The organism is Klebsiella sp. HMSC16A12 (assembly GCF_001808265.1).
In the GTDB taxonomy this organism is placed as follows: domain Bacteria; phylum Pseudomonadota; class Gammaproteobacteria; order Enterobacterales; family Enterobacteriaceae; genus Klebsiella; species Klebsiella pneumoniae.
This window is the reverse complement of record NZ_KV792651.1, coordinates 33,254-59,366: the sequence shown is the minus strand read 5'-3', so window position 1 is coordinate 59,366 and position 26,113 is coordinate 33,254. Positions and strand designations below refer to the sequence as shown.

The window sequence follows — 26,113 nt, the reverse complement described above, 5'->3', positions numbered from 1 at the left end:
CCTGTTTAGCTTTCCAGCCGATAGCCCGCCAGAAAATAGCGCATCGCCATACCCGACCCACCTTCTTTGAAGAAATCCATCACCATATCCCTGTCCAGGCCATAGCGACGGGTGAGGATCCCCGCTTCCCAGGCGCTGAGCTGGCGGTCGCCGGTTTTTTCAAACATGCGGTGCGAGTAGCCGAGCACAAACCCGCGTTTATAGTCGGCGCAAAAATTCGCCGCATGCGCGGCGGTGTCAGCATAGGATGCCTGTAGCCCCGCCATTAAGCCTTTGCCAAAATGATTTTCCATCGCGCCCTCCCAATCGTTATATAATAAATTATATAGCGTTTTTTTGAGCGAGCGGTAGCGCTATTTATGACGGTTGCGCTAGCGTAAATACTTCTCAAACCATGCCAGCGTGCGTTGCCAGGCCAGATCAGCCGCAGCCCGATCGTAGCGCGGCGTGGAATCATTATGAAAGCCGTGATTCACGCCCTGATAGAAATAGGCCTCGTAGACTTTATGGTGTTCCTTCAACGCCTGTTCATAGGCAGGCCAGCCTTCATTAATGCCGCTATCGAGGCCGGCATAGTGCAGCAGCAGCGGTGCTTTAATTTTTTCAACCTCCTTCAGCGGCGGCTGGCGACCGTAAAACGGCACCGCGCAGGCCAGCTCGGGGATCGCCACCGTCGCCGCGTTGCTGACGCCGCCGCCGTAGCAAAAACCGGTGATACCGACCTTCCCCGTCGCCTGTGGATAGTTCGCCATAAACGCGACCGCCGCAAAAAAATCATTCATCAGCTTCACGGGATCGACTTTCTGCTGTAGGGCGCGGCCTTCATCATCATTCCCCGGATAGCCGCCGACGGCGCTCAGGCCATCCGGCGCCAGCGCGATGTACCCCGCTTTCGCTACCCGCCGGGCTACATCTTCAATATAGGGGTTCAGGCCGCGGTTCTCATGCACCACCACCACAGCGGGCGCTTTGTCGGCTATTTTTGTCGGCGTCACCAGGTAAGCCCGCACTTCGCCGTGACCGTCAGGAGAGGGATAATGAATATACTCCGGGCGGATATCCGGGTCGGTGAACGGTACCTGCTCTGCCAGGGCATAGTCGGGCTTCAGCAGATTAAACAGCGCCAGCGCGGTCATCCCGCCGACAGTATATTTCCCCGCCAGCTGGAGAAACTCGCGTTTACTGATTTTGCCGTGGGCATAGTAGTCATAATATTCGAGCAACTGCTGCGGGAAATCTTTGGCCGTTAATCGCGTCATCACCCTGCCTCCGTTGTTAAGCGCTCTTTAAGCAAAGCAGAAGCCCGGACATACGCCAGCCCAGAAAAGCATGAAACGGGGAGAAACAGCCCAGCGGCTAACACCGCCGGGAGAGAAGGGATCAGTGTTTCACTTTGGTCAGACGATCAAGGTAGCCCATCACAAAGGCCGAAAGCACGAAGGTCAGGTGGATAATCACGTACCACATCAGCTTATTGTCCGGGACGTTTTTCGCATCCATAAACACCCGCAGCAGGTGAATAGAGGAGATCGCCACGATGGAGGCGGCAACCTTATTTTTCAGCGAAGTCGCGTCCATTTTGCCCAGCCAGCTGAGTTTTTCTTTACCCTCGTTAATATCCAGCTGCGAGACAAAATTTTCATACCCGGAGAACATCACCATCACCAGTAAACCGCCCACCAGGGTCATATCCACCAGCGACAGCAGGGTCAGAATCATATCCGACTCGCTGACGCTAAAAATATGCGGCAGTATGTGGAAGATCTCCTGAAAAAATTTGATGGTCAGCGCAATCAGACCGAGCGAGAGGCCAAAATAAACCGGCGCCAGCAGCCAGCGCGAGGCGTACATAGCATTTTCCAGAAAGCGTTCCATAAGATCCTGTCAGTTAACATAAACGGCCGCCATTATATCGCAACAGGGTAACGCTTATGCAACATCAGCCGCCCGCGTCATCTGCAGGCGGCCAGAAACGGTTTCTTTAAAGTATGACCTCAAAGTCCTGCAAAGCGGAGTAGCCCTCGCTTTGTAGGCCAACCATTGAAGCAGCCAGCAGGCCAAATTTCGCGCCGACCCATTTTCCCTTCCCGGCAGCAAAACAAAGAGGAACCTTCCGCCACTCCTCCTCGGCTCGCCAGGAAAATTGACACAGGCCGCTTTCGCCTACGGCCACCTGCAGCTGACACTTGCCGCACTTAAGCTCAGCAAGAACCTGACGAGTTTCGCGCACCACGCCCGCATCGCTCATCCAACCGTGTCGCCACACGAGCCGGTAACCCCCTTGCCCAAACTCCACCAGCAAAGCGGCGTAGCGTTCGCCGTATACGATCAGGCCTCCGGCATCACCGTCCTGAGCGGCATATAACGTTACGCTTGTTTTCGCGCTAAAAGTTAGCGCCGGGAATTTCTGCAGCAACAACTGCGGCGCCCAGTATAACGCTCTCTGTCCATCGACTTCGGATAATGGGACGCAGCGTAATCGAAGTTCGCCTTTCGCTGGCAGCAGCCACTCAGGGCTGGGGTTAGCCTGCCACTGCCACTGTATTCCCGGTTGGCCTTGCGCAAAATAGTCGCTGGTTTGCGGCGCCAATGCCGGTGAAGGCGTTAACCCTTTAGGACGCTGCCAACGTAAAACCGGCTGTCCGACGCCGCAGTTGCCAATCTGCTCACCGATACGCGGCCAGCCATCGTTACCCCAGGACATCGGCTGGAGGTGAACCACGCGGCCATAGAGGTGTAAGTCCTGGAAATGAACAAACCAGCATTCGCCCTCCTCACCCTCCACCCAGCCGCCCTGATGTGGTCCATTTATCGAGGTGTTTCCCTGGAAAAGCACGTTTTTGGCTTCCCAGGGCCCCGTCATCTGGCGCGCGCGCAGTACCGTCTGCCAGCCATTTTCAACCCCGCCCGCAGGAGCAAAGATGTAGTACCAACCGGCGCGTTGATAAACCTTTGGCCCCTCAAGGGTAGGTAAATCGCAGCAGCCGTCATATATAATCTGCCCTTCGCCCAGCAATTCGCTGGCGTCCGGCGCCATCGCAAACAACTGCAGTTTATGCTTGATGCCGCTGCGGCTATGGGCGAAGGCATGTACCAACCAGGCCTGACCATTGTCGTCCCAGAACGGGCAGGGATCTATCCAACCTCTGGCCTCGCGCAGGCAGTGCGGAGCGCTCCATTCCCCCCACGGATCCTCGGTATGGCAGATAAAAATACCTTCATCTGGCGTGCTGAAGCAGACCCACAGCTTGCCATCGTGCCAGCGAATCGACGGCGCCCATACGCCCTTACCCGGCTGATACCGGTCATAACCAGGTAGCGGCAGTTCATCCATAACGTGGTTGATGATAGTCCAATTAACCAAGTCCGTTGAATGCAGGATCGGTAAAGCGGGCACATGGTTAAAACTGGAAGAGACCATAAAGAAATCATCGCCTACGCGCACGATATCCGGGTCGGAATAATCGGCGCATAAGATAGGATTCTGGTATTCAGAAGGGGTCATATTTCGCATCTCCTCAGGCCTTTTCCGGAACGGCGTTTAGCGGCAAATGCGTCTCTGAATGCCCCTGCTGCTGACGCATGGACAGCTCGCGCTGAATTGTCTGCATCATTTTGTCATCCAGCTTATAGAAACGCGCCAGCCACCACAGGAGCAGGTAAGATAGTGATGGACCGAGGGTTAACAGCCCCACAATTCCCATTGTCGCCAGCGGAGTCTGCGCCGTTACGCCCGCCTGATAGCCAAATAGCCCAAGTGAAAAACCTACGGCGGCGCCAGCAACCGCCATGCCCATTTTCAAAGCAAACAGATTACCGGAATAGGATAATCCCGTGATGCGACGGCCAAACTTCCATTCGCCATAATCGGCAGCGTTGGCCATCATGTTCCATTTAAACGGCTGGTACATCTGATGGAAGAAGCCGACCAGGAAGTATAAAGGGAACACCACCGGCAGCCAGGTCGGCGGCACAAAGAACATTACGACGCCAACCAGGACCAGCAGGAGGTTGATATTTTTAAACAGCGATACCGCGCGATAGCGCTTGGCCAGCCATCCGGCGGCGATGCTGCCGATAATCGTGCCAACGACGCTGGTGGAAACAAAAGCTGATTTCATGGCCGTTCCCGCCGCTGACTCCACACCGCCTAACATCAGGTAGGTTGCATAATAGAGCGTGGCGGCGCTGCGCATAACCCCGGCCATACTGGAGAAAAAAGTAATTATCGCCACAATACGCCACTGGTCATTCGCCAGCAGCTGACGGAGGTCTTCGCGTATGCTCCCCTGCTGTTCAACAGCTGGAGCCACGCGTTCTTTGGTAGAGAAGAAGCAAAAAGCCAGCATTACAATAGCGATCGCGCCCATGATTCCCATTGTCGCCTGAAAACCAAACTGCTTATTTTCTTTACCGAAAAAATCCACCAGGAACAGGGTTGCGACAGAAACCATCAGACCGGCCAGAGATGAGATCGTAAAACGATATGACTGGGCTGAAAGGCGATCCTTCTCATCACGCGTAATGACTCCGCCCAATGCGCAGTAGGGAATATTGATAAAGGTGTAACACAGCATGAGTAAGGTGTAGGTCAGGTAGGCATAAACCAGTTTACCCGATGCGCCAAATTCCGGAGTCGTGAAGGTCATTACCGCCAGCACGGCATAAGGTACGGCAAACCAGATAAGCCACGGGCGAAAATGGCCCCAGCGGGTCTTTACACGGTCTGCAACAATGCCGGTTAGCGGATCGGTAATCGCATCCAGAACCCGCGTCACCAGGAACATCACTCCGACTGCGGCAGCAGAAAGCCCGTAAATATCCGTATAAAACCATGTCAGAAACATGGTTACCGAAGAGTAAACGATACCGCAGGCTGCATCCCCCATGCCATATCCCAGCTTCTCCGCAAATGACAGTTTATTATCGTGATTCACAATATAATCCCTCTCAGATGAAGTGGTATTCACTGTAGAGGCAGGATAAAAACTATCCTATTGTCATTTTTCGCATCGGGTTTATGTTTTCTGTTAACTGAGAAAGTTGTCACACATCTATAAGATTGGTCTTACAAGTTATTGCGCCACCTATTAAAAAGCTGGCGCAAGGCCAGCCTGAGGAGAAAAGTGGAAAGGGGGAGGTTACTTCGCTTTGACGGTCTCTTCGCCCACCAGCCCGATCTTGAGATAGCCCGCCTGATGCAGGGTATCCATCACTTTCATCATCGTCTCGTAATCGACGGTTTTATCCGCGCGGAAGAAGACGGTGGTATCTTTTTTGCCGGCGGTCAGGCTATCCAGGGCGTTAATCATATTCGCTTCGGTAACCGGGTCGTTGCCGAGGAACATGCTCTTATCCGCCTTCACCGACAGGTAGATGGGTTTTTCCGGTCGCGGTTGCGGCTGGCTGGAGGAGGCCGGCAGATTGACCTTCACGTCGACCGTCGCCAGCGGCGCGGCCACCATAAAGATAATCAGCAGAACCAGCATGACGTCGATAAACGGCGTCACGTTGATCTCATGCATTTCGCCGTTATCGTCCAGGTTTTCATTAAGACGCATCGCCATAGCCGATCAACCTACCCGTAATTTCTGCGCGCTGCGCACCGGCTTCACGCCGCTGGCGCTGAGGTCCAGATCGCGGCTTTGCAGCAGGAGTACCTGAGCGGCGACGTCGCCGAGCGAGGCCTTGTAGCTGCCGATCATGCGGGCGAAGATGTTATAGATGACCACCGCCGGGATGGCGGCGAACAGGCCGATGGCCGTCGCCAGCAGCGCTTCTGCGATGCCCGGCGCTACCACCGCAAGATTGGTGGTCTGGGTCTGGGCGATGCCGATAAAGCTGTTCATGATGCCCCAGACGGTACCAAACAGGCCCACAAACGGGGAAATGGCGCCGATGGTCGCCAGATAGCCGTTACCGCGCCCCATATGGCGACCAACCGCCGCAACGCGGCGCTCAAGGCGAAAACCGGTTCGTTCCTTGATGCCTTCATTGTCTTCGGCACCGGCAGAGAGTTCGAGTTCGTTCTGCGCTTCATTGATAAGCTGGGTGGTGAGGCTTTTCGCCTCAAAGGCGCTGGCGATATCGCTGGCCTGATCGAGAGAGCGGGCTTCCGCCAGCTGCTGCTGTTCACGTTTGAGGCGACGCTTGCTGGCAAGGATTTCCGCCCCTTTACCGAAGAAGATGGCCCATGTGACGACCGACGCCAGAATCAGGCCAATCATCACCACCTTAACGACAATATCGGCATGATGATACATACCCCAAACGGAGAGATCCGCCTGCATCAAATTATTACCCACGCTCTATCTCCACGACGATAATCACAAAATCTGCCCACAATAATATCAAAACGACATCGAATTGATAGTGGTTCTCATTAGTATTTACACTGTGCAGCAAATCACGTTTATTTTCCTTGCGCTTACGCAGTAAAAAAGCGGCTAACCGCGGGCCTGGTAAAATTTTCGCCTGTATCGGCGGTGCGCTGGTACAGAAAAGCAGATTCATGTTAGTTTAGACGTCCAGACGTATAAAAACAGGTTCGTCAACATGGCTGATAAACATCTTGATACCGCGCTGGTCAACGCCGGGCGGAGCAAAAAGTACACCCAGGGCTCAGTGAACAGCGTTATCCAGCGCGCGTCATCGCTGGTTTTCGACACCGTCGAGGCCAAAAAGCACGCCACCCGCAATCGGGCCAACGGCGAGCTGTTCTACGGTCGTCGCGGCACCCTGACCCATTTCTCGCTGCAGGAAGCGATGTGCGAGCTGGAAGGCGGCGCCGGCTGCGCCCTCTTCCCCTGCGGCGCCGCGGCGGTGGCTAACACTATCCTGGCGTTTGTCGAGCAAGGCGACCATGTGCTGATGACCAATACCGCCTATGAGCCAAGCCAGGACTTTTGTACCAAAATTCTCGCCAAACTCGGCGTCACCACCAGCTGGTTCGATCCCTTAATCGGCGCCGATATCGCCCGTCTGGTTCGCCCTGAGACCCGCGTGGTGTTCCTCGAATCGCCCGGCTCGATCACCATGGAAGTGCACGATGTGCCGGCGATAGTCGCCGCCGTGCGTCAGGTCGCCCCGGAAGCGATTATCATGATCGATAACACCTGGGCGGCGGGGATCCTGTTTAAAGCCCTGGATTTTGGCATTGATATTTCCATTCAGGCAGGCACCAAATACCTGATCGGCCATTCCGACGCCATGGTGGGCACCGCGGTGGCGAACGCGCGCTGCTGGCCGCAGCTGCGTGAAAATGCCTACCTGATGGGGCAAATGCTGGACGCCGATACTGCCTATATGACCAGCCGCGGCCTGCGCACCCTGGGCGTGCGCCTGCGTCAGCATCATGAAAGCAGCCTGCGCATCGCCGAGTGGCTGGCGCAGCACCCGCAGGTGGCGCGGGTAAACCACCCCGCCCTGCCCGGCAGTAAAGGTCATGAGTTCTGGAAACGTGATTTCACCGGCAGCAGCGGGCTATTCTCGTTTGTGCTCAGCAAGCGCCTCAATGATGCCGAACTGGCGGAGTATCTCGACAATTTCAGCCTGTTCAGTATGGCCTATTCGTGGGGCGGCTTTGAGTCGCTGATTCTCGCCAACCAGCCGGAGCAAATCGCCCACATTCGACCGGATGCTGAAGTCGACTTCAGCGGCACGCTGATCCGCCTGCACATTGGTCTCGAAAATGTTGACGATCTGCAGGCGGATTTAGCAGCGGGCTTCGCGCGTATCGTGTAAAGTGACAGTCAGTGGCAACAATAGCGGACGCTTTTTAGCAAAGCGGCCGCTTTTGTTGCGCCCGGGATCAAGGTGCTCGGGCCTCTTCAGGAGTACACTAGTCAACAATACGGTACCACTTAGGAAAGTCCATGGTTGTCATTCAAGAGATTGTCGCCGCGCTGTGGCAACATGATTTTGCCGCATTGGCGAACCCTCACGTTGTGGGCGTTGTATATCTGGTTATGTTCGCGACCCTGTTTCTGGAAAACGGGCTGCTGCCCGCCTCCTTTTTACCGGGAGACAGCCTGCTGCTGCTCGCCGGCGCGCTGATTGCTAAAGGCGTCATGGACTTTGTGCCCACTATCGCCATTCTGACCGCCGCCGCCAGCCTCGGCTGCTGGCTGAGCTATGTGCAAGGGCGCTGGCTGGGCAATACGCAAACGGTGAAAGGCTGGCTGGCGCATCTGCCGCATAAGTACCATCAGCGCGCCACCTGCATGTTTGACCGCCACGGCCTGCTGGCGCTGCTCGCGGGCCGTTTTCTGGCGTTTGTCCGCACCCTGCTGCCAACCATGGCCGGGATTTCTGGCCTGCCGAACCGCCGCTTCCAGTTCTTCAACTGGCTGAGCGCCCTGCTGTGGGTCTGTGTGGTGACGGGTCTTGGCTATGCGCTGAGCATGATCCCGTTTGTGAAGCGCCATGAAGATCAGGTGATGACCTGTCTGATGATCCTGCCGATTGCCCTGCTGCTGGCTGGCCTGCTCGGCACGCTGTTCGTGGTCATTAAAAAGAAATATTGCAGCGCCTGACGCTTACCTGCCGGGGGGCCTGCGCCCGCCCGGCCGCCCTTTCCCGGTATTACATCCCCTGCATCGTGCGAATACGCGCGGCGTCTTCTCCCGGCGTCAAACCGAAGTAGCGCTTAAACTCGCGGCTGAACTGCGAAGGGCTTTCATATCCCACGCGCATCGCCGCCGCGCTGGCCTTCATGCCGTCATGGATCATCAGCATTCGTGCTTTGTGCAAACGGTAGTTTTTCAGATACTGCAAAGGAGAAGTGCTGGTCACCGCTTTAAAATTATGGTGAAACGCTGACACACTCATATTCGCTTCCGCCGCCAGCCGATCGACGCTGAGGTTTTCGGTGTACTGGCTTTCGATATGCTTGAGCACGCGACTTATCAGGCTGAAGTGGGTCTGCCGGCTGACCAGCGCCAACAGCGCGCCGCCGCAGGGCCCCGTCAGCACATAATACAGAATTTCGCGGACGATTTGCTTGCCAAGGATCCGTGCGTCCAGCGGCCGCTCCATCACGTCAAGCAGCCGTTCGGCAGCGCACAGAATATCCTCCGAGAGTACCGCGGAGTTTATCCCGCTGGAGGCGACCGCGGGCTGAAACAGCGGATCTTCGCCAATATCCATCAGCAGCTCTTGCAGTTGCAGGATATCGACGTTCAGGCGCATCCCGGCGAGGGGCACCTCCGGGGTGGCAAAGGTTTCGCACTCGAAAGGTAGCGGCACGGTCAACAGTAAATATTCGTTTGTATCGTAGCGAAAAGTCCGTTCATTGATATAACCAATTTTATGGCCCGAAAAGAGAAAAACGATCCCCGGCTGATACATCACCGGCGTCCGGGGCCCCGGTTGCGTTCCGTACAGCAAACGGACGTCAGGCAGCAACGAACTTAACATTTCGTGCTTATCTTTCAGCAGGTTAATCTTCTCCGTTAATGTCCGACATATCTCTGCGTGTTGCATTGCCACCGTCTCTCCCGATGTTTCTTCACCTGTACATTGTGCGCAGGCCGCTACAAATTCTCCAGCCATATGGAGAAATAGGCAAGACATCGGCAGGAATGTGCATTGAGGGTCAACGGCGCCAGGACCACAATAACCTTCATCGGGCAGCGGTATCGTCCCTGTCGACGGTTTTACTCTTTGGAGGACTTAAGCAATGAATAATTTCGACCTGCATACCCCAACCCGCATTCTGTTTGGCAAAGGCGCGATTGAAAAGCTGCGTGAACAGATCCCGGCGGAAGCCCGCGTACTGATCACCTACGGCGGCGGCAGCGTCAAAAAAACAGGCGTCCTGGATCAGGTCCTCACCGCTCTGAATGGCCTGGATGTCCTTGAATTTGGCGGCATCGAGCCGAACCCGTCTTACGAAACCCTGATGAATGCGGTGAAACTCGCCCGGGAAGAGAAAGTGACCTTCCTGCTGGCGGTCGGCGGCGGTTCGGTGCTGGATGGCACCAAGTTTATCGCTGCAGCAGCCCACTACGACGCGGATATCGATCCGTGGGAAATTCTGGAAACCTATGGCAGCAAAATTGCCAGCGCCATTCCAATGGGCTCGGTACTGACTCTGCCGGCGACCGGTTCTGAATCCAACAAAGGCGCGGTCATATCGCGGAAAACCACCGGCGACAAACGCGCGTTTATGTCTTCGCACGTCCAGCCGCAGTTCGCGATCCTCGATCCGGTTTATACCTATACCCTGCCACCGCGCCAGGTCGCGAACGGCGTGGTTGACGCCTTCGTCCATACCGTCGAGCAGTACGTGACCTACCCGGTTGACGGCAAAATCCAGGACCGCTTCGCCGAAGGCATTCTCTTGACCCTGATCGAGGATGGCCCGAAAGCCCTGCAGGAACCGGAGAACTATAACGTGCGCGCCAATATTATGTGGGCGGCGACGCAGGCGCTGAACGGCCTGATCGGCGCAGGCGTGCCACAGGACTGGGCGACGCATATGCTCGGCCACGAGCTGACGGCGATGCACGGCCTGGATCACGCCCAGACGCTGGCTATCGTGCTGCCGGCGCTGTGGAATGAGAAACGCGATGCCAAGCGCGAGAAGCTGCTGCAGTATGCCGAGCGCGTGTGGAATATTACCGAAGGCTCTGACGACCAACGTATCGATGCCGCCATCGCCGCAACGCGTCAGTTCTTCGAGCAGATGGGCGTGCCGACCCGCCTTTCCGATTACGGTCTCGACGGTAGCTCCATCCCGGCGCTGCTGGCGAAACTGGAAGAGCACGGCATGACTAAACTTGGCGAACATCAGGATATCACCCTGGACGTCAGCCGCCGTATTTACGAGGCTGCACGCTAAGCGCTCCCCGCCTGATTCACCTCTCCTTACGTTAAACAAACGCCGGGGAGAGGTGTTTTTACTACCGTTTTTAGCTATTTCGTCCAGACTTAATGCTACCCCTCGGCGGATCCTGCTTCGCCGAGTTCATTAACAGGAGGAAGGCATGACACATCCAACCGTTATAAAACTGCACGACGGCAACCTGATGCCGCAGCTGGGTCTCGGCGTGTGGAAAGCTGGCAACGAGGAAGTCGTCTCCGCCATTCATAAGGCGCTGGAAGTCGGTTATCGCTCTTTTGACACCGCCGCCGCGTACCAAAATGAGACCGGCGTCGGCAATGCGCTGCACAGCGCTGGCGTCAACCGCGATGAGCTCTTCATCACCACCAAGCTGTGGAACGACGATCAAAAACGGCCGCACGAGGCGCTGAAAGAGAGCCTCAGCAAACTGAAGCTGGACTATGTGGATCTCTATTTAATCCACTGGCCGGTACCGGCTATCGGCCATTACGTCGAGGCCTGGCAGGCGTTGATCGAGCTGCAGCAGCAGGGGCTGACCAAAAGCATTGGCGTGTGTAATTTCCAGGTACCGCATCTGCAGAAGCTGATTGATGAAACCGGCGTCGCCCCGGTGATCAATCAGATAGAACTCCATCCACTTATGCAGCAGCGTCAGCTGCACGCGTGGAACGCCACCCACAAGATCCAGACCGAATCCTGGAGCCCGCTGGCCCAGGGCGGCGAAGGCGTCTTCGATCAAAAAGTCATCCACCAGCTCGCCGATAAGTACGGCAAAACGCCGGCGCAAATCGTCATCCGCTGGCATCTTGATAGCGGTCTGGTGGTGATCCCGAAATCCGTCACGCCGTCGCGTATCGCGGAAAACTTTGACGTCTGGGACTTCCGTCTCGACAAAGATGAGCTGGGAGCGATCGCGAAGCTGGACCAGGGTAAACGTCTCGGTCCTGACCCGGATCAGTTCGGCGGATAATGCACTCTCTTGCCATCGCCTTTAGCGCCTCGGCGTTAAAGGCGATGGCAGACCAGATGAATATCCTCTGGCTCCAGCGCAAACAGCGCCGGGTCGGGCTTATCCGCTAAGCGACATCCCTGAGCCAGATAAAAATCGACGGTGTTTTTGTTGGGGATCGACGAGATATAGAGGCCGGACGCCCCCATTTCTGGCAGCTGGTGCAGGGCATACTGAAACAGTCGCCGCCCCCAGCCCTGGCCGCGTGTTCCCGCCCCGACATAAAAGAATAATAGCTGGCGCAGCTCGCCATTCATGCCGCGAGGCAGCGTATCCAGCGCCGCTGCGGCAATCATCTGCTCATCGTCAAAAAAGGCGAAAAAAATACCGCCGCGATCGTAACAGGCCTCGTGAATCGGAGTATAAACCTGACGATCGTGAGGGTCCCAGCCACGCACGTCATAATATTCCCGATAAGCCCGCAGCTGACCGTTATCGAGACGGTAGAGCGTATCGATAATTTCGCTGCGGTCTATCTCCCAGAGCTGGTCCAGTTGTTGTCGCGACAGGATGACCGGCGTCATCACCTCTCTCCTTTTTTCACAGATGTTCCCGGCGAGCGATCCCGCCGGGCCAGCCGCTTAGCGTGATACGGCCTTCGGCTTAACGCGTTTTTTCGCGCCCGCAGCGGCAGGCGTCTGGCGTTGATGGGCGATCGGCGTGTGCTTGGTCAGCGCCGGACGAGTATGGCGGTTCTGGCGACGCGCTTCACGCATTTCGTCCAGGGTTGGCGCTGGCACCAGGCAGTCGCGGCGGGAGCCAATCAGGTGCTTCTTGCCCATCGCCTCCAGCGCCTGACGGATCAGCGGCCAGTTTGCCGGATCGTGGTAGCGGAGCAGCGCTTTGTGCAGACGGCGCTGTTTATCGCCCTTCGGCACCACCACCTCTTCGCTCTTATAACCAATTTTACCCAGCGGGTTCTTGCCGGTGTAATACATGGTGGTCGAGTTCGCCAGCGGCGACGGATAGAAGTTCTGCACCTGGTCGAGACGGAAGCGATGCTTCTTCAGCCACAGCGCCAGGTTCACCATATCTTCATCACGGGTCCCCGGATGAGCGGAGATAAAGTACGGGATCAGATACTGCTCTTTACCCGCCTGCTTCGAATAGGTGTCGAACAGCTCTTTAAAGCGGTCGTAGCTGCCCATTCCCGGCTTCATCATCTTCGACAGCGGTCCCTCTTCGGTATGCTCCGGGGCGATCTTCAGATAGCCGCCGACGTGGTGGGTCGCCAGCTCTTTGATATAGCGCGGATCTTCGACCGCGATGTCATAGCGTACCCCGGAGGCGATAAGGATCTTTTTGATGCCCTTCAGCTCGCGAGCGCGGCGATAAAGATTGATCGTCGGCTCATGGTTGGTATCCATGTGCGGGCAAATATCCGGATAGACGCAGGAGAGACGGCGGCAGGTCTGCTCAGCGCGCGGCGATTTACAGCGCAGCATATACATGTTGGCCGTTGGCCCGCCGAGATCGGAGATCACCCCGGTAAAGCCGGGCACGGTGTCGCGAATGGCTTCGATCTCATTAATGATCGAATCCTCAGAACGGCTCTGGATTATGCGTCCTTCGTGCTCGGTGATCGAGCAGAACGAACAGCCGCCGAAGCAGCCGCGCATAATGTTGATTGAGAAGCGGATCATCTCATACGCCGGAATACGCGCATCGCCATAGGAAGGATGCGGCACCCGCTTGTACGGCAGCGCGAAGACGCTGTCCATCTCTTCGGTGGAGAGCGGGATTGCCGGCGGATTGATCCAGATGTAGCGCTCGCCGTGCTTTTGCATCAGCGCCCGGGCGCAGCCGGGGTTGGTTTCGTGGTGCAAAATGCGCGAGGCGTGAGCGTACAGGACCTTATCGCCTTTCACCTTCTCGAAGGAAGGCAGCAGCACATAGGTTTTTTCCCACGGTTTGGGCCGCGGCGGTTGCACAGTAATGCTTTTCGCTTCCTGTTTTTTCGGCGCGACCGGTTTGTTATCGGCGCACGGCAGATCTTCACCGTACGGATGCGGGATGGGGTCAATTTTACCGGGCGTATCCAGACGGGTGGAGTCCACGCCGCTCCAGCCGGGCAGCGCCTCTTTCACCATGATGGCGGTATTGCGCACATCGCGGATCTGGTCGATGGTTTCGCCCATCGCCAGGCGATGAGCCACTTCCACCAGCGGACGCTCGCCGTTGCCGAACATCAGCATATCGGCCTTGGAGTCCACCAGCACCGAGCGGCGCACGGTGTCGGACCAGTAATCATAGTGGGCGGTACGACGCAGGCTGGCTTCGATGCCGCCGAGGATCACCGGCACATCTTTCCACGCCTCTTTACAGCGCTGGGTGTAGACGAGGGTAGCGCGGTCCGGACGTTTGCCCGCCACGTTACCCGCCGTATAGGCATCGTCATGACGTAGTTTACGGTCGGCGGTGTAACGGTTGATCATTGAGTCCATGTTGCCGGCGGTCACGCCGAAGAACAGGTTCGGTTTGCCCAGACGCATAAAGTCGTCTTTGCTGTTCCAGTCCGGCTGGGAGATGATCCCAACCCGGAAACCCTGCGCTTCCAGCATGCGGCCGCAGATAGCCATCCCGAAGCTCGGGTGGTCGACATAGGCGTCGCCGGTGACCAGAATAATGTCGCAGCTATCCCAGCCAAGTTGATCCATCTCTTCACGCGACATCGGTAAAAAGGGCGCAGGGCCAAAACAGGCAGCCCAGTATTGCGGCCAGGAAAAAAGGTCACGATCCGGTTGGATCAGGGATATTGCGCTCATATTGCTTCCGGGGAAAATGATAAAAAAATAACCAAAAGGGCGTGGATTATAAGCCGGAATGATAGTGGAAATGAAGGAGGATTTTCTCAAACCCTGACCGTGCGCCGGCCAGGGTCAAAGAGATTACGGCGCGGGATTCACCAGCATCTGGCCGATCGAGCCGCGATCGGCAAGCTCCAGCGTCTGGCTCAGATACTGGAACGGGAAGTGCGGCCACGACGGTTGAGCGTAATAGACCAGCAGCTCAACCTGCCCGTCGACCCACACGGTGTCCTTCCAGCCGCGATCTTCCGGGAAAGGAGACGAGCCGTTGACATTACGGATCTGGAACATCACCCCTTCAATATGGAACGACTGCGGGCGGTCGGCGCGCACCGTCCAGCGCTCCCAGGTCCCCTGCTGCGCCGTGATATCGATACGCTGCGGATCCCACAGCTGGCCGTTGATGCCCGGATCGTCGCCAAGGGTGATATCCCGGCTGCGGATCGGCGTACCGGAGAGCAGCTCGGTCGGCAGCAGGCGCACCGGCAGACTGTCGGTCACCAGCGGCAGCAGCCCGGTCGGACGCAGCGTCAGCACCAGCGTGGAGACCAGGATGCTTGACGGTTCAAAAAAACCGCGGATACGGTCGACGATGCTCGCCGCTTCGCCGCAGGTAATGGACACTTCATCGCCGTTAGTCATATCGACCAGAATTTCACGCCGCTCCCCCGGGGCCAGCGATAGCTGCTTGAGCGAAACCGGCGCCGGCAGGAATCCCTGATCGCCGGAAATCACATGCAGCAGTCGGCCATCGCTCATCTGCAGCTGATAGCGCCGGGAGTTGGAAGCGTTCAGCAGGCGCAGGCGCACCCAGCCGCGCGACACTTCAACATACGGGCTCTGCACGCCGTTAACCAGCAGCGTGTCGCCCACAAAGCCGCCGCTGCCCGGTTCGCTATATTCTGGCGTGCCGAAGTTATCCAGCCGTTTATCCTGAATAATCACCGGGAAGTCATCGACGCCATAGTGGTTAGGGATCGGCAGGTTCTTGCTGACCTCGTCTTCCACCAGCCACATGCCCGCCAGACCGTTGTAAACCTGTTTCGCCATCCGGTTCGGCGTGTTGGCCTGATACCACAGCGTCGCCGCGCTCTGGCGGATAGGCAGCACCGGCGCCCAGTCGGCGTTCGGCGACATCATGCGCGCCGCGCCGCCAATCAGCGGGCCAGGCACCTGCAGACCGCGGATGGTCATCGCCACGTTCTCCGTCAGGCGGTTGCTGTAGATAAGCTTGACGTCGTCTCCGTTCCAGACGCGGATCGTCGGCCCCATATAGCGGCCATTGATCCCCCAGACGGGGGCGCGGGTGCCGGGGGTAAACGACCAGTGGGAACGCTGCAGCGTCAGAAACAGCGGCTGGCCGCGACGAGATTCCAGCAGCGGCGGAACCGGCAGCGCAGGCTGCTGGCCGGCGGCATGGACCTTCAGCGGCGCGGCGCCAGCGCACAGCGCTACGCCGGAAGCCTTAATAAACTGACGCCGACTGAGTGACATATTAACTCCATGACATACTGACAAATGAAAAAGGGAATTCGTTTCCCGCCAGCAATACGCGCGCGTTGGCGGCGTTTCCTGTCTTATTGCTTTCCAGCCGCTTCGCGCTCGGCCACTTCGTTGTCCAGATCAGCGATTTTGGCGGCCATCAGCTCGCGGCAATGCGTCGCCAGCGCGCGCACGTTGTCTTTACCAAACTGAGTGGTATCTACCGGCGGCAGCATTTCCACAATCACCAGACCGTTGTTCCAGCGATTGAGCTTTATTTTATTCGATGTATTCGAGACACACACCGGAATAATCGGCACCCCAGCGGCAATAGCCGCGTGAAAAGCCCCGGTTTTAAACGGCAGCAGGCCGCGGCCGCGGCTACGGGTCCCTTCCGGGAACATCCAGAACGAAATTTTACGCTTTTTAAAAGCGTTGACGACTTCGGCAATAGTGCCGTGCGCTTTGGTTCGGTTATTACGGTCAATCAGCAAATTGCCCGTCAGCCAGTACAGTTGGCCAAAGAACGGGATCCACAGCAGGCTCTTTTTACCTACAGTGACCGTCGGAGCCTGCACGATATTCGACGCCGTCACCATATCATAGTTGTTCTGGTGGTTAGCGATGTAGATCGCGTTGCCATAGCTTTCCGCGTCGGCGGGTTTGCGTAGCTCTACCTTGAGGCCAAATACCGGAGATAAACGGCCAAACAGATGGCCGAAAGTGGCAACGTGTTTTGGATTACGTGGGCTGAACAAGCAGTACAGACAGCCAAGTACGCACACTACGATGCAATAAATGACCACGAAAATTACTCGAAAAATGAATAGCATAGCTACCTCTAAAACCCAAACCGCTTAGAATTATTCGCTGCTGGCAGAAGGCAGGCTCACAAGTTCTGCGCAGGCCGGGACCGTTCTTCCTGGGTCCCTGATGATGGACATTGTTAATCGCAACGCCTGAATAAACAACGATTTTGCGGCATTTTTTCGTTTCCTCCCGTCAAAGACGGGAGGAGACGCGCTTACTCTTCGCTATCGCCTGCCGCGGCACGACGCGGCGAGTCAATTTCCACGCGGTCAATTTTCTGCAGCCCGCGCATCAGCGAACCGCGGCGGCCGCGCTCGCCGGTGACTTTTTGCAGCTCTTCCGGACGCAGTTTGATCTTCCGTTTGCCGACGTGAATGGTCAGCGTACTCTGCGGCGGCAGAACAAACAGATGTGCCAGACCGTCCTGGCCGGCTGCGGCTTCCGCCGCCGGAATGCTGATAATTTTGTTGCCCTTGCCTTTCGACAGCTGCGGCAGATCGCTGACCGGGAACATCAGCATCCGCCCGGCGGCGGTGATGGCCAGCAGCATATCGGACTCATCCTCAATCACCAGCGGCGGCATCACGTGCGCGTTGTCAGGCAGGGTGATTAGCGCTTTACCGGCACGGTTGCGCGCCACCAGATCGTTGAAGGTACAGACGAAACCGTAGCCCGCGTCGGAAGCCATCAGCAGTTTCTGATCGTCGCTTTCCATTAGCATATGCTCCACGGTCGCGCCCGGCGGCAGGGTCAGTTTGCCGGTAAGCGGTTCACCCTGGCCACGCGCGGAAGGCAGAGTAATCGGATCGATGGCATAGCTGCGTCCGGTGGTATCGATAAACACCACCGGCTGGTTGCTCTTGCCCTTCGCCGAGGCTTTCCAGCTGTCGCCCGCCTTATAGCTCAAGCCCTGGGCGTCAATGTCGTGTCCTTTGGCGCTGCGCACCCAGCCCATCTGCGACAGAACGATAGTCACCGGCTCGGACGGCAGCATGTCATGCTCGCTCATCGCTTTCGCTTCTTCACGCTCGTGAAGCGGCGAGCGACGGTCGTCGCCGAAGGCATCGGCATCGGCCTGCAGCTCTTTTTTCAGCAGGTTGTTCATCTTACGTTCAGACGCCAGAATCGCCTGCAGCTGGTCGCGCTCTTTTTCCAGCTCGCTCTGCTCGCCGCGGATCTTCATCTCTTCCAGTTTGGCGAGGTGGCGCAGTTTTAATTCCAGAATCGCTTCCGCCTGGGTTTCGCTGATGCCAAAGCGCGACATCAGGGCCGGCTTCGGTTCATCTTCAGTGCGGATGATCTCAATCACTTCATCGATATTAAGAAACGCCACCAGCAAACCTTCGAGGATATGCAGGCGCTTCAGCACTTTCTCTAACCGATGGTTTAGACGGCGACGCACGGTATCGCGACGGAACACCAGCCACTCGCTGAGGATCTCCAGCAGGTTTTTCACCGCCGGGCGGCCGTCAAGGCCGATCATATTGAGGTTGATGCGGTAGCTCTTCTCCAGATCGGTGGTGGCGAACAGGTGGTTCATCACCTGTTCCATATCCACCCGGTTGGAGCGCGGGACAATCACCAGACGGGTCGGGTTTTCGTGGTCCGATTCGTCGCGCAGATCGTCAACCATCGGCAGCTTTTTATTGCGCATCTGCGCCGCAATCTGCTCCAGCACTTTGGCGCCAGAGACCTGATGCGGCAGCGCACTGATCACCACCGCGCCGTCCTCTTTACTCCACACCGCGCGCATGCGCACTGAGCCGCGCCCGTTCTGGTAGATTTTGCGAATTTCCGCCCGCGAGGTGATGATCTCCGCCTCGGTCGGGAAATCCGGCCCCTGTACGATATCCAGCAGTTCGTCGAGGGTGGTTTTCGGCTGCTCAATCAGCGTAATCGCCGCTTTGGCCACTTCCCGCAGGTTGTGCGGAGGAATATCGGTCGCCATGCCTACCGCGATGCCGGTGGTGCCGTTCAGCAGGATGTTCGGCAGACGCGCTGGCAGCATTTTCGGCTCCTGCAGCGTGCCGTCAAAGTTTGGCACCCAGTCGACCGTCCCCTGCCCCAGCTCGCTGAGCAGCAGCTCGGCATACTTCGACAGGCGGGATTCGGTGTAACGCATGGCGGCGAAAGATTTGGGATCGTCCGGCGCCCCCCAGTTTCCCTGACCATCCACCAGCGGATAGCGGTAAGAGAACGGCTGCGCCATCAGCACCATCGCTTCATAGCAGGCGCTGTCGCCGTGCGGGTGATATTTACCCAACACGTCGCCGACGGTGCGGGCGGACTTTTTGAATTTCGCGCTGGCGTTCAGCCCCAGCTCGGACATCGCATAGACGATGCGACGCTGGACCGGTTTTAAGCCATCGCCAATAAACGGTAATGCCCTGTCCATGATCACGTACATGGAGTAGTTCAGGTAAGCATTTTCCGTAAATTCATGCAGCGCAAGGCGCTCTGCCATATCGCTCATTAATCGTGGATCCTCAATCTGGGTACCGACCGTTCGGACGGCAAAACTACCCGCGATAATACCCGATCTCACGCCCTGAGTCACAGGCCGTGAGATCGGCTGAGGATTCCGTCACGCTTAATCAGGCCAGCGGCAGATAAATATCGGTTTGCAGTTCATGCTCAGCCACCTCATGGACAAAATTGAGGTAACGGAAGTACACCGGAAAATCCCGTAACGTCTCGCCTGAAGCGGGTAACCAGTCGCGATAGAGAAACCAAACGCTGTTCGCCAGCGTGTCCAGCGAGCCGTGATGGCGCACGACGGCGCAGCGTCCGCCGGGGATTTCGCCGTTAATCACGCCAAAGGCGTTTTCACCAACCGGCCGATCGACCGTACCGCAGATATCAAAACGAAATGCCTCCTGCGGGGTGGTCTGCGGATCGTCCCAGGCGATCCCCCAGGTATCGCTGGTGGCGACGGGCGATAGTCCGCTCGTCTTACGCCAGGCGATAAAACGCGCGGCGGTGGCGTTGACAAGGTCCGGGCTACCGCGATGTTGCAGTACGGCTATCCGGGTGGAGGGGCACGAAATAATGTTGACGTCCATCGACGTTTGCTCCTGTAGCGTATGTTTCGGTACGCGTCGATGCCACTCGGCCCAGTCCGGTTGTTGACGGAATTGGGTCGGGCTTTGGTCAAACGCGGTACGGAAGGCACGACTGAACGACTCCGCATTCTGAAATCCGGCATCAAGGGCAATATCAATGACTTTATCGCGGGGGTTGAACGCCAGGCGCCAACAGGCGCGTCGCAGACGCAACCACTGAATATACCGGTACAATGGAATGCCGGTATAAGCGCTAAATTGCCGGTGAAAATGGTAAGGCGAACTGTGCGCTATCGCGCTCAGCGTCTCCAACGACAGCGGCTCATCAAGATGGCGCGCAATGTACCTACAGACGCGCTGGAAGCGCCCGACATACGCCGGGCTGGCCTTAATATCGTTCATCGTCTCCTCCTCGCGACATACTCTGACAGAGCGAGGATCGCGATTCCTGACCGATCTTGCGCTTATCCGACGGAGACTTATGGCGCGATTTTACGGATCTGTTTAACGTCGATTTCTACCGAGTTCCAGTCCTTATCGACTTCCCCCTGAATTTCTACTGTGTCCTGCGGGCCGACGGTCACGCCGTTCCAGCGCTTGTGGTCGATATCGACATTGATCACCCCGGAAGCATCCTGGAATTTATACAGGTCATCAGAGATGCGCTCGACGATTTTACCGCGCAGGGTCACCCAGGTGTCATCGCGCAGCGACTTGGCGTTCGCCACGGTGGTCACCGCGCCGCTCGGCCCGGTGAAGCCGCCAGCCTGGGTGGTAGTGGTAGTCGACGGTCCGGTGAATCCTCCCTGCCCGGCGGCCAGTACCGGCATGGAAACCAAAGCAATAATCGCGGTCATCGCAGCAATTTTTTTCATCTTATATTCTCCCTTTTGTGTTGGTATGGCTCCTATTACGCCCGACAAAACTTAACGACTTCTTAAGCGGAAAAAAGAAATTTTAATGCTGTACATCACCCGCTTCAACGCGGTTTACTGCGCAAAGAAACGGGATCGTCGGAGGGAAACATGCGCATATTACTGGTGGAAGATGACAAGCTTATCGGCGACGGCATCAAAGCCGGGCTGAGCAAAATGGGCTTTAGCATTGACTGGTTTACCGCCGGGCTGGAGGGCAAAAATGCCTTATACAGCGCCCCCTACGACGCCGCAATCCTTGACCTCACCCTACCCGGCATCGATGGCCTCGATATTCTGCGCGAATGGCGCGATAAAGGCCGCCATGAGCCGGTGTTGATCCTCACCGCCCGCGATGCCCTCAGCCAGCGGGTGGAGGGCCTGCGCCTGGGCGCCGATGACTACCTGTGCAAACCTTTCGCCCTGATTGAGGTGGCAGCGCGCCTCGAAGCGTTGATCCGCCGCGCGCACGGCCAGAGCAGCAGCGAACTGCGCCACGGCAAGGTGATCCTCGATCCGAACCGCTTAACCGCCAGCCTCGACGGCGAAAGCCTGGCGCTGAAGCCGAAGGAGTTCGCCCTGCTGGAACTGCTTATGCGCAACGCCGGGCGCGTATTGCCGCGTAAGCTTATCGAGGAAAAGCTCTACACCTGGGACGACGAGGTCTCCAGCAACGCCGTGGAAGTTCACGTCCATCATCTGCGCCGCAAGCTCGGCAGCGACTTTATCCGTACCGTCCACGGCATCGGCTATACCCTGGGTGACGCATGAAACGACTTGCCCGCCTGAGCCTGCGCCTGCGCCTGACGCTGCTGTTTGCCGTACTGACCACCGCCGCCTGGGGGATGGCCAGCGTTATCGCCTGGCAGCAGACCAGCAAAAAGCTGGATAAGCTGTTCGATACCCAGCAGCTGCTGTTCGCTCGCCGCCTGAGCGTCATGCATTTCGATGAACTGCGCGCCCCGCCCGCCTTGCTCGGGGAAAAGAAAAAGGTACGCCACGGGCACATCGATGACGACGCGCTGGCGTTCGCCATCTTCACCCGCGACGGCAAAATGGTGCTTAATGACGGCGAGAACGGAGAGGATATTCAGTGGAATTCGCAGCGCGAGGGATTCAGCGATGGCTATCTGCGTGACGACGATGACGAGTGGCGTTTCCTGTGGTTAACCACCGCCGACGGCCGCTACCGCATCGCCGTCGGCCAGGAGTGGGATTACCGGCGCGAAATGGCGATGGATATCGTGACCTCGCAGCTCACCCCGTGGATGGTTGCCCTGCCGCTGATGTTCGTGCTGCTTATCGTGCTGTTAAGCCGCGAGCTGGCGCCATTGAAAAATCTGGCGCGCACGCTGCGCCTGCGCGCGCCGGACTCGGCGGATTCGCTCAGCGTGGAGAAGATCCCCGCCGAAGTTCGCCCGCTGGTCGAAGCGCTGAATCAGCTGTTCCGACGCACTCACGACGCCATGCTGCGCGAGCGTCGGTTTACCTCTGATGCCGCCCATGAGCTACGCAGCCCGCTGGCGGCGCTGAAGGTACAGACCGAAGTCGCCCAACTCTCCCTGGACGATCCCGAAGGGCGTGAGAAAGCGTTGGATCAGCTCCACCAGGGGATCGATCGCGCCACCCGACTGGTGGATCAGCTGCTGACGCTGTCGCGGCTGGACTCGCTCGCCCAACTGGATGATGTGCAGCAGGTCGCTATCGCCGATCTGCTGCAGTCGGCAGTGATGGAGATGTATCACCCGGCGCAGCAGTCCGGGATTGAGCTGCGCCTGCATCTTAATGCCAGCCATATCGTCCGCACCGGCCAGCCGCTGCTGCTCAGTCTGCTGGTGCGCAATCTGCTGGATAACGCCGTACGCTATAGCCCGCGCGGCAGCCAGGTCGATATCACGCTCAACGCCCGCGAGTTCCGGGTGCGCGATAACGGCCCAGGCATTAGCCCGCAGGCGCTCTCGCGTATTGGCGAGCGTTTTTATCGTCCGCCGGGGCAGGAGGCGCCGGGCAGCGGCCTGGGCTTGTCGATCGTCCGGCGCATCGCCTCGCTGCACGGCATGCAGGTTGATTTTGCCAACGCGCGCGACGGCGGCTTCGAGGCCCGCGTGTACTGGTAGCGAGATTATTGCTCATTTGGCAAAAGACTTTGCACATTTTGCTCATTTTACTGCCCCGCTTCGCGGGGTAAGATCGTCGGCAATTTTCATATATGAGGGTAAAAAATGAGCAACATCCTGATTATCAATGGGGCGAAAAAGTTCGCGCACTCTAATGGTCAACTGAACGACACCCTGACCGAGGTCGCGGAGAGTTATCTGCGCGACGCCGGGCACGATGTTAAAAGCGTTCGCGCCGAAAGCGAGTACGACGTAAAAGAAGAAGTACAGAATTTCCTGTGGGCCGATGTGGTGATCTGGCAGATGCCGGGCTGGTGGATGGGCGCTCCGTGGACGGTGAAAAAATATATGGATGACGTCTTTACCGAAGGCCACGGCTCGCTGTACGCCAGCGATGGCCGTACCCGCTCCGACGCCAGCAAAAAATATGGCTCCGGCGGCCTGGTGCAGGGGAAAAAATATATGCTTTCTCTGACCTGGAACGCGCCGATGGAAGCCTTCACCGACAAAGACCAGTTCTTCCACGGCGTCGGCGTTGACGGCGTTTACCTGCCGTTCCATAAAGCCAATCAGTTCCTCGGCATGGAGGCATTGCCGACCTTTATCGCCAACGACGTGATTAAAATGCCTGATGTCCCACGGTATATCGCAGAATATCGCAAGCATCTGGCGGAAATTTTTGGTTAACTAGGGGTCTATGCTCTACATATTTCGAGTTATTGGAACCTGGAGTATGACAAGATCCACACAGAAGGAGTTGAGTTAACCATGTTAACAGTGATTGCAGAAATCCGTACCCGCCCGGGCCAGCACCACCGCCAGGCGGTTCTCGATCAGTTCGCGAAAATTATTCCGACCGTTTTGCAGGAGGCCGGCTGCCACGGCTATGCGCCTATGGTGGATCATGCCGCCGGCGTCAGCTTCCAGACCACGGCGCCCGACTCTATCGTCATGGTCGAGCAGTGGGAAAGCGTCGCGCATCTTGAAGCACACCTGCAAACCCCGCACATGAAAGCCTGGTCGGAAGCGGTCAAAGGCGATGTGCTGGAGACCACCATCCGTATTCTGCAGGCCGGCGTTTAAGTCCGCCGACTCAGTAATGCCATGAAAAAGGGAGCCTGAGGCTCCCTTTTACGTCTGGCGCAGCGTACAGACTTACACTTCCAGACCCGCCATATCGCCCTTCTCCTGCAGCCAGTTGCGACGATCTTCCGAACGCTTTTTGGCCAGCAGCATATCCATTATCGCCGTGGTCTGCTGCTCATCCTCATCGCTGATCACCAGCTGCACCAGGCGGCGGGTATTCGGGTCAAGGGTGGTTTCGCGCAGCTGCATCGGGTTCATCTCACCGAGCCCTTTAAAGCGCTGGACGTTTGGCTTGCCCTTCTTGCGCTTTAGCTGCTCCAGCACGCCGGTTTTTTCTTCTTCCGTCAGCGCGTAGTAAACCTCTTTACCGAGGTCGATACGGTACAGCGGCGGTAGCGCCACATAGACGTGCCCCTCTTTCACGAGGGTACGGAAATGTCTTACGAACAGCGCGCACAGCAGGGTGGCAATGTGCAGACCATCGGAGTCCGCATCCGCCAGAATACAAATTTTACCGTAGCGCAGCTGGCTTAAATCATCGCTATCCGGGTCAATACCAATCGCCACCGAAATGTCGTGCACTTCTTGCGAAGCTAAAACTTCATCGGAAGAGACTTCCCAGGTATTAAGGATCTTGCCCTTCAGCGGCATGATCGCCTGATATTCGCGATCGCGCGCCTGCTTGGCTGAGCCGCCCGCCGAATCCCCTTCGACGAGGAACAGCTCGGTACGGTTCAGATCCTGGGCGGTACAGTCCGCCAGCTTACCCGGCAGCGCCGGACCGCTGGTCAGCTTTTTGCGCACCACTTTTTTGGCGGCGCGCAGACGGCGCTGGGCGCTGGAGATGGCCATCTCCGCCAGCAGCTCCGCGGCCTGCACGTTCTGATTCAGCCACAGGCTGAAGGCGTCCTTCACCACGCCGGAGACGAACGCCGCGCACTGGCGCGACGACAGGCGCTCTTTGGTTTGCCCGGCGAACTGCGGATCCTGCATCTTCACCGACAGCACGTAGGCGCAGCGATCCCAGATATCTTCCGCTGACAGCTTCACGCCGCGCGGCAGGATATTACGGTACTCGCAGAACTCACGCATCGCGTCGAGCAGCCCCTGACGCAGGCCATTAACGTGCGTCCCGCCCTGCATAGTCGGGATCAGGTTCACGTAGCTTTCGGTCAGCAGTTCGCCGCCTTCCGGCAGCCACAGTAGCGCCCAGTCCACCGCCTCCGTCTCGCCGGAGAAGGCGCCGACGAATGGTTTTTCCGGCAGCAGCGGCAGGCCGTTCACCGCTTCGCTCAGGTAATCGTTCAGGCCATCGGCATAGCACCAGCTCTGCTCGCTATTGTTCACCTGGTCGCGGAAAACAATTTCCACGCCCGGGCACAGCACCGCTTTCGCTTTTAACAGGTGGGTCAGACGTGAAACGGAAAAGCGCGGGCTGTCGAAGAAGCTTTCGTCCGGCCAGAAATGGACGCTGGTCCCGGTATTGCGTTTGCCGCAGGTGCCGGTGACGTGCAGGTCTTCCACTTTTTCACCATTTTCAAAGGCGATGCTGTAGACCTGACCGTCGCGACGCACGTTGACCTCCACGCGTTTTGACAGGGCGTTGACCACCGAGATCCCCACCCCGTGCAGGCCGCCGGAAAACTGATAGTTTTTATTGGAAAACTTACCGCCCGCATGCAGCCGGCAGAGGATCAGCTCAACCGCCGGCACGCCCTCTTCCGGGTGGATGTCGACCGGCATCCCACGACCATCGTCAATGACCTCCAGGGACTGGTCGGCATGAAGGATAACTTCCACGCGTTTGGCGTGGCCTGCCAGCGCTTCATCCACACTGTTATCAATAACTTCCTGACCAAGATGGTTAGGACGAGTGGTGTCGGTATACATGCCCGGACGGCGGCGCACCGGCTCTAGCCCGGTGAGTACCTCAATGGCATCAGCATTATATGAAGATTGCGTCATGGTGTGTATTCGTAG

At 57.5% G+C, this 26,113-nt stretch carries 23 protein-coding genes and 1 pseudogene; 8 read left to right on the top strand and 16 right to left on the bottom strand.

Going from position 1 to position 26,113, the window contains the following annotated elements; translation table 11 throughout:
• Positions 1-5: 5 nt before the first annotated feature.
• The 7 genes from HMPREF3140_RS26185 to exbB all read right to left on the bottom strand — a co-directional run bounded on the left by HMPREF3140_RS26185 (position 6) and on the right by exbB (position 6,305).
• Positions 6-293, bottom strand: a complete 288-nt coding sequence (locus tag HMPREF3140_RS26185) for a DUF2623 domain-containing protein (protein ID WP_002916743.1) — start codon at positions 291-293, stop codon at positions 6-8.
• Positions 294-371: 78 nt separating this feature from the next.
• Entirely contained in the window at positions 372-1,259 is an 888-nt protein-coding gene (gene yghX, locus HMPREF3140_RS26180) for a YghX family hydrolase (protein WP_032412420.1), read from the bottom strand.
• Between the two features lie 121 nt (positions 1,260-1,380).
• On the bottom strand, positions 1,381-1,875 hold the full coding sequence (locus HMPREF3140_RS26175) for a TIGR00645 family protein (RefSeq protein ID WP_004105804.1): 495 nt from the start codon (positions 1,873-1,875) through the stop codon (positions 1,381-1,383).
• Between the two features lie 106 nt (positions 1,876-1,981).
• Positions 1,982-3,505, bottom strand: coding sequence for a glycoside hydrolase family 43 protein (locus tag HMPREF3140_RS26170; RefSeq protein ID WP_032412422.1), 1,524 nt, complete (start codon positions 3,503-3,505; stop codon positions 1,982-1,984).
• A gap of 13 nt (positions 3,506-3,518) precedes the next feature.
• Positions 3,519-4,937 carry a glycoside-pentoside-hexuronide (GPH):cation symporter gene (locus HMPREF3140_RS26165; protein WP_002916782.1) on the bottom strand — a complete coding sequence of 473 codons (1,419 nt, stop codon included), beginning with the start codon at positions 4,935-4,937 and terminating at the stop codon, positions 3,519-3,521.
• Positions 4,938-5,141: 204 nt separating this feature from the next.
• Entirely contained in the window at positions 5,142-5,567 is a 426-nt protein-coding gene (exbD, locus tag HMPREF3140_RS26160) for a TonB system transport protein ExbD (protein ID WP_002916785.1), read from the bottom strand.
• A gap of 6 nt (positions 5,568-5,573) precedes the next feature.
• The gene (gene exbB, locus HMPREF3140_RS26155) at positions 5,574-6,305 is read right to left on the bottom strand and encodes a tol-pal system-associated acyl-CoA thioesterase (RefSeq protein WP_004174395.1); all 732 of its coding nucleotides are present in this window, start codon (positions 6,303-6,305) and stop codon (positions 5,574-5,576) included.
• Positions 6,306-6,555: 250 nt separating this feature from the next.
• Here exbB and metC point away from each other — a divergent pair, with 250 nt between their 5' ends.
• On the top strand, positions 6,556-7,743 hold the full coding sequence (metC, locus tag HMPREF3140_RS26145) for a cystathionine beta-lyase (RefSeq protein WP_004149836.1): 1,188 nt from the start codon (positions 6,556-6,558) through the stop codon (positions 7,741-7,743).
• 131 nt (positions 7,744-7,874) lie between these two features.
• Positions 7,875-8,534, top strand: a complete 660-nt coding sequence (yghB, locus tag HMPREF3140_RS26140) for a DedA family general envelope maintenance protein YghB (protein ID WP_002916791.1) — start codon at positions 7,875-7,877, stop codon at positions 8,532-8,534.
• A 49-nt stretch (positions 8,535-8,583) separates the two neighbouring features.
• On the opposite strand, the gene HMPREF3140_RS26135 is transcribed toward yghB, so the two are convergent.
• Positions 8,584-9,483, bottom strand: a complete 900-nt coding sequence (locus HMPREF3140_RS26135) for an AraC family transcriptional regulator (protein ID WP_004144552.1) — start codon at positions 9,481-9,483, stop codon at positions 8,584-8,586.
• Positions 9,484-9,679: 196 nt separating this feature from the next.
• Between HMPREF3140_RS26135 and yqhD the strand changes: the two genes are divergently transcribed.
• Positions 9,680-10,843: an alcohol dehydrogenase gene (gene yqhD, locus HMPREF3140_RS26130; RefSeq protein WP_004144551.1), complete on the top strand. Its 1,164-nt coding sequence runs from the start codon at positions 9,680-9,682 to the stop codon at positions 10,841-10,843.
• A gap of 145 nt (positions 10,844-10,988) precedes the next feature.
• Complete coding sequence (gene dkgA / locus HMPREF3140_RS26125) at positions 10,989-11,816, top strand: 2,5-didehydrogluconate reductase DkgA (RefSeq protein ID WP_002916796.1); 828 nt, start codon at positions 10,989-10,991, stop codon at positions 11,814-11,816.
• A gap of 35 nt (positions 11,817-11,851) precedes the next feature.
• Here dkgA and HMPREF3140_RS26120 read toward each other — a convergent pair whose 3' ends face one another.
• The 7 genes and pseudogenes from HMPREF3140_RS26120 to HMPREF3140_RS26090 form a co-directional block, all read right to left on the bottom strand.
• The gene (locus HMPREF3140_RS26120) at positions 11,852-12,379 is read right to left on the bottom strand and encodes a GNAT family N-acetyltransferase (protein ID WP_020802399.1); all 528 of its coding nucleotides are present in this window, start codon (positions 12,377-12,379) and stop codon (positions 11,852-11,854) included.
• Positions 12,379-14,710 (bottom strand): annotated as a pseudogene (locus HMPREF3140_RS26115) (YgiQ family radical SAM protein). The gene HMPREF3140_RS26120 and the pseudogene HMPREF3140_RS26115 overlap by 1 nt, the downstream one beginning before the upstream one ends.
• 33 nt (positions 14,711-14,743) lie before the next feature.
• A complete protein-coding gene (ftsP, locus tag HMPREF3140_RS26110; protein WP_004213774.1) occupies positions 14,744-16,156 on the bottom strand; it encodes a cell division protein FtsP in 1,413 nt (470 codons plus the stop codon).
• A gap of 83 nt (positions 16,157-16,239) precedes the next feature.
• Positions 16,240-16,977 (bottom strand): 1-acylglycerol-3-phosphate O-acyltransferase, encoded by a 738-nt coding sequence (gene plsC, locus HMPREF3140_RS26105; protein WP_002916826.1) that lies wholly within the window; start codon positions 16,975-16,977, stop codon positions 16,240-16,242.
• Between the two features lie 191 nt (positions 16,978-17,168).
• Positions 17,169-19,427: a DNA topoisomerase IV subunit A gene (gene parC, locus HMPREF3140_RS26100; RefSeq protein ID WP_004181324.1), complete on the bottom strand. Its 2,259-nt coding sequence runs from the start codon at positions 19,425-19,427 to the stop codon at positions 17,169-17,171.
• 121 nt (positions 19,428-19,548) lie between these two features.
• Positions 19,549-20,418: an AraC family transcriptional regulator gene (locus HMPREF3140_RS26095; RefSeq protein WP_002916831.1), complete on the bottom strand. Its 870-nt coding sequence runs from the start codon at positions 20,416-20,418 to the stop codon at positions 19,549-19,551.
• A 77-nt stretch (positions 20,419-20,495) separates the two neighbouring features.
• A complete protein-coding gene (locus tag HMPREF3140_RS26090) occupies positions 20,496-20,891 on the bottom strand; it encodes a YgiW/YdeI family stress tolerance OB fold protein (protein ID WP_002916833.1) in 396 nt (131 codons plus the stop codon).
• Between the two features lie 150 nt (positions 20,892-21,041).
• On the opposite strand from HMPREF3140_RS26090, the gene qseB reads away from it, so the two are divergent.
• The 4 genes from qseB to HMPREF3140_RS26070 all read left to right on the top strand — a co-directional run bounded on the left by qseB (position 21,042) and on the right by HMPREF3140_RS26070 (position 24,130).
• Entirely contained in the window at positions 21,042-21,701 is a 660-nt protein-coding gene (gene qseB, locus HMPREF3140_RS26085) for a quorum sensing response regulator transcription factor QseB (protein ID WP_002916836.1), read from the top strand.
• Positions 21,698-23,047: a quorum sensing histidine kinase QseC gene (qseC, locus tag HMPREF3140_RS26080; RefSeq protein ID WP_004149844.1), complete on the top strand. Its 1,350-nt coding sequence runs from the start codon at positions 21,698-21,700 to the stop codon at positions 23,045-23,047. The genes qseB and qseC overlap by 4 nt, the downstream gene beginning before the upstream one ends.
• 105 nt (positions 23,048-23,152) lie before the next feature.
• The gene (locus HMPREF3140_RS26075) at positions 23,153-23,734 is read left to right on the top strand and encodes an NAD(P)H-dependent oxidoreductase (protein ID WP_002916840.1); all 582 of its coding nucleotides are present in this window, start codon (positions 23,153-23,155) and stop codon (positions 23,732-23,734) included.
• A gap of 81 nt (positions 23,735-23,815) precedes the next feature.
• Positions 23,816-24,130: a putative quinol monooxygenase gene (locus tag HMPREF3140_RS26070; RefSeq protein ID WP_004205233.1), complete on the top strand. Its 315-nt coding sequence runs from the start codon at positions 23,816-23,818 to the stop codon at positions 24,128-24,130.
• A 72-nt stretch (positions 24,131-24,202) separates the two neighbouring features.
• Here the strand turns inward: HMPREF3140_RS26070 and parE are convergent, their stop codons facing one another.
• Positions 24,203-26,098, bottom strand: coding sequence for a DNA topoisomerase IV subunit B (gene parE, locus HMPREF3140_RS26065; RefSeq protein ID WP_070553174.1), 1,896 nt, complete (start codon positions 26,096-26,098; stop codon positions 24,203-24,205).
• Positions 26,099-26,113: the final 15 nt, after the last annotated feature.